Raw genomic sequence first — 9,647 nt, forward strand, 5'->3', positions numbered from 1 at the left:
TGACCTACCCGCATACTTTCTCCCGGGCCGCAGATTGAAGCGAGCCGTTTTGTATTCTACCACACCCCGCGGCTCTCTTTCCGTTGACAGGCGCGAACGGGCAGGGTATCCTTGAATCGCCATGGAATTGGAGCAACTTAATCTTTTTCCCCGCGCGGTGTTGAGCGTGAGTGACCTCACCCAGTACCTGCGCACCTTGCTTGAAAGCGATGACCTCTTGCAAGATGTGTGGGTGCAGGGTGAGATCTCCAACCTCTCGCGCCCTACCTCGGGCCACATTTATTTCACCCTCAAGGACGAATATGCTGCCCTGCGCTGCGTCATCTGGCGCGCACAGGCGCAGCGCCTGCGGGTGGCATTGCAAAATGGGCTGGCGGTGGAGGCGCACGGCTATATCAGCCTCTACGAGCGCGATGGGCAGTATCAACTCTATGTGGATGCCCTGCGCCTGGCGGGTGAGGGTGCCTTATTTCAGGAATTTTTACGCCTGAAGGCACGTCTGGAAGCGGAGGGTCTTTTTGAACCCGCGCGTAAACGCCCCATACCTGCCTTCCCCCGGCGTATTGGATTGGTGACCTCGCCGACCGGCGCCGCGCTCCAGGATATGCTTAACATCATTCGTCAGCGTTACCCCCTGGTTGAGGTGGTGCTGGCACCGGTCAGTGTGCAAGGCGATGAAGCCGTTGGTGAGGTGGTGCGCGCCATCGCCGATCTGAATCGCCGTGCCCAGCCCAGTGTGATCATCGTGGCGCGGGGCGGGGGCTCGCTGGAAGATCTGTGGGCGTTCAACGACGAGCGAGTGGTGCGGGCGATCGCCGCTTCCCAGGCGCCAGTCATCACCGGTATTGGCCATGAGACCGACTTCACCTTAGCCGATTTCGCCGCCGACCTGCGTGCCCCTACCCCTTCAGCAGCGGCGATGGCGGCTACGCCCGATGGCATGGAACTACGCCACAAGATGCGCCAGTTGGAGCGGCGGCTGGCCAGTGCGCTGGAAGCACGGGTGCAGGACGAGAGGCACCGCTTGGTGCTTTTGCGGCAGCAATTGGAACGTCTTTCGCCCTTGCGCCGCGTGCGTGAGGATCGTCAGCGCCTGGATTACCTGAGCACCTGGGCAGCTCACCATATGATTAGTGGATTGCATTTGCGCCGTCTGCGCCTGGAAAGCCTGGATGCTCGTCTCGAATCGCTCAACCCGCGGGCGGTGTTGGCGCGCGGTTATGCCATCTTGCAGCGCCCGGATGGTCAGGTGGTGCGATGGGTCGCGCAGGCCCAGTGCGGTGAGACCTTGCACGCCCACCTGGCTGATGGCTATTTGGTGACGCGGGTTGAATCGCTTCATCCCCAATCTACTTCCCCCGCCGATGGAGGTAGCCATGACGGAGACCTGGAAAGCCGTGGAATCACTTACTTATGAGGAAGCCTACGCCGAACTGGAGCAGTTGGTGCAACGTTTGGAAGCCGGCCAGCAGCCCCTGGATGAGGCCATCCGCCTGTTTGAACGCGGGCAGGCACTGATCCGTCACTGCCAGGCACTGCTCGATCAGGCCGAGTTGCGTGTGCGCGAACTGGATCGCAGTCTCAACGCCGAAGCCGAAGAACCCCCTGAGGAGGCAGCGTTCTAAATGGTGTGGGAACAGCTCTTAGCCAACCGTCCTCTGTTGGCCGGCTTGCTGGCGCTGTGGTTAGCCCAGTTTCTTAAAGTACCGATTGATTACTGGGTCAACCGGCGCTGGAACTGGAACCTGTGGTTCAGCATGGGGGGCATGCCCTCATCTCATGCGGCGCTGATGGTGGCGACCACATTGGCGGTGGGCCTATATTACGGTTTTGATCATCCGGTCTTCGCCTTGGGGACGGCGATTACGATGATCGTGCTGTACGATGCGGCGGGGGTGCGTCGTCAGGCGGGGGTGCACGCGCAGAAACTCAACGTCCTGTTTCAGGAACTTTTCAGCGGCCAGCCCATCTCTCAGGAACGGCTCAAGGAAATGCTCGGCCACACCCCACGCCAGGTGGCGGTGGGGAGCATATTGGGGGCACTGATTGCCCTGGGTATGTGGTGGCTGTGGCGATAAGCCCGAAAAGATAAAATTGAAATAGGCCATTTACCCCAAATGAGGATATAATTGCCATGATGATTAAGTTTTTCCTTAATCGTGATGCACACCTTTCAGACTCTCTCCACCCTGAACGCTTTGCAGGCCGCCAGTGACGAGCGCCGGCTTCATCTTTTGCGCCTGCTCATGCATGCACCCGCCACCCTGACCCAATTGGCGCAGGAGGTGGGTCAGTCCCCTGCCTGGGTACGACATCACGTGCAGGTCTTGCAACAGGCGGGATTAGTGTACCTGGCTGAGGTGTGTAAACGCGGGCGGACGACCGAAAAATACTACCGTGCCTGCGCCAATGGTTTGCTGCTCCAAAACTGGGTCTTGCCCCTCACCCATCAGCCCGTGATTCTTTTTGCCGGGAGCCATGATTTGGCCTTGGAACTTCTGGCCAATCAGGTGGAACCGCACCTGTTCTTACTGCTGATGTCAACGGGATCGCTCAACGGGCTGGTCGGCCTGCGCCAGGGTTTCTGCCAATTGGCGGGGGCACACCTGCATGAGACAAATGGGGAGTTCAACCTGGAAACCCTCCGCTATCTTTTCCCGGATCGGGCCGTATCTGTCGTAACACTTGCTCATCGTGTCCAAGGGTTGATCCTGCCGCCGGGTAACCCCCACGGTATTCGTGATCTCGGTGACCTGGCACGCCCGGGGATACGTTGGGTGGGACGTAACCCTGGCTCGGGCACGCATTTGTGGCTGCAGCGCCGCCTCCGAGAACTGGGGCTCCGGCTTGAAGCCCCTTCTTGGGTGGCCTCGACGCATACCGAAGCCGCTGCTCGGATTGCTTGGGGGCAGGCCGATGTCACCATTGGCTTGCAGGCGGCGGCTGTTCATTTTGGCCTGGATTTTATCCCCCTTTTTGAAGAGCGCTATGACCTGGTTTTTGAGCGTGAGCATTGGGAACAACTGCTTCCCTTGTTAGATGGTTTGAATACGGCCGTATTTCGCAACGCGGTTGCGGCTCTGCCCGGCTATCGCACAACGTGCAGTGGTGATATTTTCAACCTGGAGATAGACGTATGAACCGATATGCTCGGATTGGTTTGATCTTTCTTGTGATCTTGGTCGCCTGTACACCCCAATCTCACTCTCTGACGCCTAACGCCACAGCCCAGACGGGAGGATCTGTGCTCATCCTGGCTACTACGACCAGCACCCAAGACTCGGGGTTGTTGGATGTCTTAATCCCCCGCTTCGAGGCCCAAAGTGGTTACCAGGTCAAGACCATTGCGGTGGGGAGTGGCCAAGCGCTCAAGATGGGTGAGGAAGGCAATGCGGACGTCCTGCTGGTGCATTCGCCTCAGGCTGAAGAGGCCTTTATGCAAGCCGGCTGGGGGAAGGACCGGGTGCGGGTTATGCATAACGATTTTGTCCTCCTGGGTCCGCCGGCCGACCCGGCTCAGATTCGTGGCTTAGACGTGGTCACTGCGCTGCGCACCATAGCGGAGAAAGGCGTTTTATTTATCTCGCGGGGGGATAATTCAGGCACCCATGTTTTGGAATTGAGCCTCTGGCGAGACCTGAATCTGGATCCGCGGGGACAGCCCTGGTATCTGGAGACTGGGCAGGGCATGGGGGCCACACTGATGGTGGCAGCAGAAAAACAGGCTTATACCTTGAGCGACCGCGGCACATTTCTGGCCTACCGAGACCGCATTGGGCTTGAAATTCTTGTGGAAGGTGATAAGAAATTGCAAAACATTTACCACGTCATCACCGTGAACCCTGAGCGGTGGCCGAAGGTGAATTATGCCGGCGCGGTTGCCTTGATGACGTTTCTCATTCATCCTGAAACACAAAAACTCATCGCGAGTTTTGGCGTCGAACAATACGGCCAACCGCTCTTCTTTCCGGATGCGGAGTAACCCTAATAAGACGAAAAACAGGCATGGACGCCGAGATTCTTGCCATTACCCTTCTCTCGCTCCGGGTTTCGCTGACAGCGACCTTGATCAGCCTGTTGGTTGGGCTGCCGTTGGGCACGGCGCTGGCGTTGAGCCGTTTCCGGGGGCAGACCATGTTGCTCAGCCTGGTTAATACCGGAATGGGATTACCGCCGGTGGTAGTGGGGCTGGTGGTAGCCATGTTGTTGTGGCGTTCGGGGCCATTGGGAATGTTAAACCTTATCTATACGCCTACGGCGATCATTATTGCCCAGACGTTGATCGCCCTGCCGGTTGTGGTCGGGTTGACCGCCTCAGCCCTCCAACAGATGGATGAGCGTCTGCGCTGGCAACTGGCGGGGCTGGGCGCCAGCACCTGGCAGCAAGTGCTGACCTTATGGATAGAAGCGCGATTACCACTGCTGGCGGCTCTCATGGCTGGCTTTGGGGCGGTGATTTCCGAGGTGGGTGCCGCGATGATGGTCGGGGGAAATATAAAGGGACAGACGCGGGTCTTGACCACAGCCATTGTTTTGGAGACCAGCCGCGGCGCGTTTGACCGTGCGCTCGTGCTCGGTGGGTTATTGGTAGGTCTGACGTTTTTGGTTAACTGGGGGTTGACCGTGATTCAACAGCGAGGACGGCGATGAAGCCCTGGTTTGAGGTTCGCGACCTTTATCTACCCCGCGCACCTCACTTTACCCTCCACGTGGAGCACTTAAGCCTCGAGCGAGGGGACGTGCTGGCGATTGTGGGCCCGAATGGTTGTGGCAAGAGCACCCTCTTGCTGGCGTTGGCACGCATTCTCAAACCGATGCAGGGGGAGATCCGCTTAAACGGTCACTTACCGGCGAATGATCTCGCTTACCGCCGTCAGATTGCCCTGGTTTTGCAAGATGCGCTGTTGCTCAATACCAGTGTGTGGAATAACGTCATCTTGGGGTTGCGTTTCCGCGGCCTACCGCGCACCGAGGTACGGCGGCGGGCTGAGCATTGGCTGGAACGATTGGGTATCCGCCACCTGGCACATTGGCCGGCAGCCAAACTTTCGGGTGGCGAAGCGCAGCGGGTGAGCCTGGCACGGGCATTGGCCCTAGAACCGGCTCTACTCCTGTTGGATGAGCCCTTTGCCGCCTTAGACGCTCCGACCCGTGAACGTCTGTATACCGATCTTCAAGACATTTGGTGCGAAACCCAAACCACAACCCTCCTGGTCACCCATGATCTCGATGAGGCACGGCGACTGGGCACACGGTTGGGAATCATGCTGGCGGGGCGCATTGTGCAGATGGGTTCACCAGAAGAGGTTTTAGCCCACGCGGCGGGCGAGCAGGTTGAGGCTTACTTGAAACACTCCCATCCCAATCGGGCTTTCAATCGTTGATCTCACGGTACTCGCCGTCAACAATGTCATTGGGTGTGCCGGTTGGTGTGGGCGGCACGCCCTCGACCAATGCCCGCCAATGTTCGGCCACCACCTCGGGCGGGCAGAGTTCAACGAAAATGGCCATCCCCAGCCACACCACGGTGGCATCATCCAGCGGCCCGATCACCAGATCGGGGATGAATAGATACGCCACGGCGAGCACCGGGATGGCTTTTAACAATGGGTGCACCCGCCGATCACGCAGCAAGCGCAGAATTAAGCGGGCACGGGTGATCAGGTTACCGCCCTCGAAGGGCTGAATCGACTTGGGAAGGCCACGGGGCATCATTCACCTCTGCCTTGATGATACCGCCGGAAGAGGCGCTGCCGCCGCCAGCGCAGGTAGGGGGCAACTACTTTTCGCACCAAGTATTTGGCAACGATGGGTGAGAACCAGGAGCCTCCATCGCGAAAGTGGACGCGCAGCATCTCGGGCCAACAGCGGTCATCGGCCATAATGGTCTTGGCATCGCTGTGCAGGCGGAAGTTGGCCCACACCCGCGGGACGTAATGCAGTGGGGCTTCACGGGCCAGGCGCACCCACAGGTCGTAATCCATGGCGAAGTAGAATGTGGGATCAAGCGGGCCGACTTTGCGCCATAAGGCGGCGCGGAAGAAGGCAGCCTGCTGAGGGATGTGGACGTAGCCGCGGCGCAGGCGATGGTAATCGGTCTGTGCGGCGGGGAAGCGCCCGATCACGCGTCCGTGCTCATCAATGTAGTTGGCGTCCCCATAAACCATACCTACTTCGGGATGGGCTTGCAGGTATGCCACTGCCTCGCACACCGCGCCGGGCTCGTAGGTATCGTCAGAGTTGAGCCAGGCCAGGATCTCCCCATGGGCATGGGCAAAGCCCTTGTTGATCGCATCGGTCTGGCCGCGGTCGGGCTCAGAGACCCACCAGGCCAGGCGATCGGCGTACTTCTGGATGATCTCTACACTACCATCGGTGGAACCGCCATCCACGATGAGGTATTCCAGGTGGGGATAGTCCTGGCTTAGCACGGACTGGATGGTGGTTTCTAGGAAGCGTGCCTGATTGAATGAAGGCGTGACAATGGAGACCAGCGGCAGGTCGGTCATGAGGTTTCGCTCAGCCATTGAAATCCCCGCGCGGTGAGGGTCAAGCGTTTGCGTCCATGTTGAGCTCGCCGCCGCAGGGAGCGATATCCGAGGAAGAGAGACTGCAGTCCTAAGGTCCCCCCCAGTGCCTGTACCACCTTGTACCAACGCCGGATGACCTGACGCGGTTGCCAGTGCCAGGCATGAGCAAAATGTCGGAGAGCTTCGCGCGGTTGCCCGGCATCAATCAGCCGCCGCGCAGCAAAGACGTGCAGCCCGGCGTAGATGCGTCGGCGGTAGGCGGAAAATACGGCGGTAAAACGTGGATCTTGTTCCAAGGAACGGATCAGGGTAAAGGCTTCTTGCACGAAGGTGGCGGCTTGGGCGATGGTCTTGGCTTGCTCATGGGTGCGTTCGACAGCCCAGAAGCCGTTCACGTGATAAAGCGGCCCAATCGCCGCCAGCCGAATCCACAGATCATGATCCAGGATCAGGTGCAAGTCGGGCCGCAAGTAGCCGGCGGCTTCGAGGGCACTGCGGCGCATGAAGACGGTTGGTTGGAGTAGCACCTCAAAGGCGAGCAAATCTACCAGGTCATACTGTGGATAGCGGTGCCAGTCGAGCAGATAGCCTTGTGCATCCACCATTACTCCATCCGCGTAGACCATGCTGGCTTCGGGGTGGGCTTGCAGCGCCGCCACCGCCTGGCTGACCACTTGGGGGGTGTAATAGGCATCGTCGGAATTGACCCAGGCAACGATCTCGCCCTGGGCGCGGGCAAACCCCTTGTTGATAGCATCGGCTTGCCCACGGTCTGGCTCGGAGACCCACCCGGCCAGGCAGTCGGCATAACGGCGGATGATCTCCACACTGCTATCAGTGGAGCCGCCGTCCACAACAAGATATTCAATGCGCGGATAGTCCTGCATCAGCACCGAACGCAGAGTGGTCTCCAGGTAGGGCGCCTGGTTAAAGGAGGGAGTAATGATCGAGACGAGCGGTAGTTGGGGCATCCGAGGTCAATCGAATAAATGATTGTAATCCACCTTGGGGAAGATGGTCAGTTTGCCTCCCACGGTGGCATCCAAAATGGTGCGCCCAGCGGCTTCGTACGCGGCGCGCGCCATCCGATAGGCGCGTTCCGAGCCTTCCAGATCCGGCAGTTGCCACTTAAAGCCCTTACCGAAGTAGTTAGGCGCAAAGTGGTTAGGGTCATCACCCTCCGAGATCACTGCCGCGTTGGGTGGGCCCTGGGTAGCGAAGTTGTGATCCACCCCGATCAGAATAACTTGCGCAAAGCCCATGAAGAAGGCCAGTTGCATGGCCACATAGGTCACCGTAAAGCCCTCGAAGAGGCGCGCTGTGGCGTCACCGCTGAAATTTTCCACCCCGGTGTAATCGGTATCCAGGAAGAGGGCATTCGGATCATCGATGAACCAGCGGCGGGCGCGCCAGGTGATGAACTTGGGTAAGGTGAGGGCTCTGATCTCATCGGCGCACTGTTGGAGCACCAGATCGTTGACCGAAACCAGGTAGGTGGTAGTGAAACCCACCTCGGGGAAGAGCAGGTAGATGCGGTTGAGGCCAAAGGTGATCTCGTGACGCAAGGGTGAAAGATCCATCTTGCGTAGGCTCGGTCCGTTGCCGATGATGAAACAACGCTGCCCGGCGTGGCGGTTGCGGTAGGATTCAAGGCGGCGACGATTCTCCGCCCAGCGTGGGCTGAGCCAGCGTGCCACCACATGCCGCCCACGGTTGCGCCAGCCCCAATAGGTCTGCGAGCCCAGACGCCAGAGGGGGGAGGGAACGATATGCTTCAACGCTTGACGATTCACGCGCCTCACTCCGTGCTCAATCTTGCTGTAGCACCGCCGTCTACCACCAGCGCCTGGCCGGTCATGAATGAGGATTCGCGCGAGTCAGCCAGGAAGTAAATGGCGCGGGCAATCTCTTCCGGCTGACCGATGCGCCCGTTGACGGTGCGGCGGGCCAGATTCTCCAGACGTTCGTGAATGTCCTCACCGCTCACATGACCACGGTTAAGCCCGGCCCGCAACATCGGCGTATCCACCGCGCCAGGCAAAATGGCATTGACGCGGATGTTATCCGGCGCAAATTCAATCGCCATGGCGCGCGTCAGTGCCAGCAAGCCGCCCTTGCTGGCGGCATAGGCGGCAATGTTGGCCGAGGTCTGAATGGCGTGCACCGATGAGACGTTGACAATGGCGCTCTCGCCGGCGGCCTTGAGCAAAGGATAGGCTAGTTTGACCCCCAGGAAGACCGAGCGCAGGTTCGAGGCCATCACGGCGTCCCATTCTTCGACGGTGGTCTCCAAGAAGGGCTTGGCGATCTGAATGGCAGCGTTGTTGACCAATGCATGCAAGCGGTCGGTGAAGGTCTGGGCGCGCTCGAAGATAGCGGTGATGTTTTCGGCCTGGGCGATGTCGGATTGAATGAACAAGCCATTGGCAGGAAAGTCCGCGCCAAAGGGGGCGCGATCCACGCCGATCACCCGCCAACCGCGTTCGGCAAACAGGCGCACCGTAGCGCGGCCAATCCCCCCTGCTGCTCCGGTAATCAAAACGTATCGTTCATCGGAAGACATCGTCATCTACCTCAATTAACTCGGGCTCAAGCGGGCGTGCCAGGTAGCCAACTCATCGGTCGGCAGCCCCAAGCCCGCGAATAAATTGCGCAGGGTATTCCAATGCACACGCTCCCAGGCGGCGGGGCTGGCGTTGGCGTTGTGCGCCGCCAGCAGGACGTTCTCCATCCGCCGCAGGGGCGAATCGAGCGGCAGCGGTTCGACCTCGAACACATCCAGCGCCGCCCCGGCGATGCGCCCGCTCTGCAGTGCTGCGATCAAGGCCGGTTCATCCACCACCGGGCCGCGCGCGGTGTTGATGAGCACTGCCGTTGGTTTCATCCAGCCCAAGGTTTCGGCGTTGATCAGGTGATAACTGGTGGGGTTGAGATCGCAGTTCAGGCTGACAAAATCAGACCGCTCCAACAGATCGCGCAGGGTGGTCATTTCCACCCCGAATTCGGCGATGAAATCAGGAGCAATCGGGACAATATCGTTACCCAGCAATTTCATCCCAAAGGCACGCGCCCGCCGCAGGACGGCTTTGCCGATGTTGCCCACCCCGATCACGCCCA

General features: G+C 59.4%; 13 protein-coding genes. 7 read left to right on the forward strand and 6 right to left on the reverse strand.

Annotated elements, in window-relative coordinates:
- Positions 1–121: 121 nt before the first annotated feature.
- The 7 genes from xseA to AC01YT_RS13035 all read left to right on the forward strand — a co-directional run bounded on the left by xseA (position 122) and on the right by AC01YT_RS13035 (position 5,384).
- Positions 122–1,417 (forward strand): exodeoxyribonuclease VII large subunit, encoded by a 1,296-nt coding sequence (xseA, locus tag AC01YT_RS13005; protein WP_476676083.1) that lies wholly within the window; start codon positions 122–124, stop codon positions 1,415–1,417.
- Positions 1,377–1,625 carry an exodeoxyribonuclease VII small subunit gene (xseB, locus tag AC01YT_RS13010; protein WP_476676085.1) on the forward strand — a complete coding sequence of 83 codons (249 nt, stop codon included), beginning with the start codon at positions 1,377–1,379 and terminating at the stop codon, positions 1,623–1,625. Before xseA ends, xseB begins: the two co-directional genes overlap by 41 nt.
- Positions 1,626–2,078 carry a divergent PAP2 family protein gene (locus tag AC01YT_RS13015; protein ID WP_476676087.1) on the forward strand — a complete coding sequence of 151 codons (453 nt, stop codon included), beginning with the start codon at positions 1,626–1,628 and terminating at the stop codon, positions 2,076–2,078.
- Positions 2,079–2,162: 84 nt separating this feature from the next.
- Positions 2,163–3,140, forward strand: coding sequence for a substrate-binding domain-containing protein (locus tag AC01YT_RS13020; protein WP_476676107.1), 978 nt, complete (start codon positions 2,163–2,165; stop codon positions 3,138–3,140).
- Positions 3,137–3,982: an ABC transporter substrate-binding protein gene (locus AC01YT_RS13025; RefSeq protein ID WP_476676089.1), complete on the forward strand. Its 846-nt coding sequence runs from the start codon at positions 3,137–3,139 to the stop codon at positions 3,980–3,982. Before AC01YT_RS13020 ends, AC01YT_RS13025 begins: the two co-directional genes overlap by 4 nt.
- A gap of 23 nt (positions 3,983–4,005) precedes the next feature.
- Positions 4,006–4,650 carry an ABC transporter permease gene (locus AC01YT_RS13030; RefSeq protein ID WP_476676091.1) on the forward strand — a complete coding sequence of 215 codons (645 nt, stop codon included), beginning with the start codon at positions 4,006–4,008 and terminating at the stop codon, positions 4,648–4,650.
- On the forward strand, positions 4,647–5,384 hold the full coding sequence (locus AC01YT_RS13035) for an ATP-binding cassette domain-containing protein (RefSeq protein ID WP_476676093.1): 738 nt from the start codon (positions 4,647–4,649) through the stop codon (positions 5,382–5,384). The genes AC01YT_RS13030 and AC01YT_RS13035 overlap by 4 nt, the downstream gene beginning before the upstream one ends.
- Here AC01YT_RS13035 and AC01YT_RS13040 read toward each other — a convergent pair.
- The 6 genes from AC01YT_RS13040 to AC01YT_RS13065 form a co-directional block, all read right to left on the reverse strand.
- Positions 5,374–5,715, reverse strand: a complete 342-nt coding sequence (locus AC01YT_RS13040) for a YkvA family protein (RefSeq protein WP_476676095.1) — start codon at positions 5,713–5,715, stop codon at positions 5,374–5,376. The two genes, AC01YT_RS13035 and AC01YT_RS13040, sit on opposite strands and share 11 nt — an antisense overlap.
- The gene (locus AC01YT_RS13045; RefSeq protein ID WP_476676097.1) at positions 5,712–6,527 is read right to left on the reverse strand and encodes a glycosyltransferase family 2 protein; all 816 of its coding nucleotides are present in this window, start codon (positions 6,525–6,527) and stop codon (positions 5,712–5,714) included. Before AC01YT_RS13045 ends, AC01YT_RS13040 begins: the two co-directional genes overlap by 4 nt.
- A complete protein-coding gene (locus AC01YT_RS13050; protein WP_476676099.1) occupies positions 6,506–7,501 on the reverse strand; it encodes a glycosyltransferase family 2 protein in 996 nt (331 codons plus the stop codon). Before AC01YT_RS13050 ends, AC01YT_RS13045 begins: the two co-directional genes overlap by 22 nt.
- A 6-nt stretch (positions 7,502–7,507) precedes the next feature.
- Entirely contained in the window at positions 7,508–8,323 is an 816-nt protein-coding gene (locus tag AC01YT_RS13055; protein ID WP_476676101.1) for a 6-hydroxymethylpterin diphosphokinase MptE-like protein, read from the reverse strand.
- 5 nt (positions 8,324–8,328) lie between these two features.
- Positions 8,329–9,093 (reverse strand): SDR family NAD(P)-dependent oxidoreductase, encoded by a 765-nt coding sequence (locus tag AC01YT_RS13060; protein ID WP_476676103.1) that lies wholly within the window; start codon positions 9,091–9,093, stop codon positions 8,329–8,331.
- A gap of 15 nt (positions 9,094–9,108) precedes the next feature.
- Positions 9,109–9,647: 2-hydroxyacid dehydrogenase (locus AC01YT_RS13065; protein WP_476676105.1), on the reverse strand; the 539-nt coding region annotated here is incomplete at its 5' end.

The organism is Thermanaerothrix sp. (genome assembly GCF_056331585.1).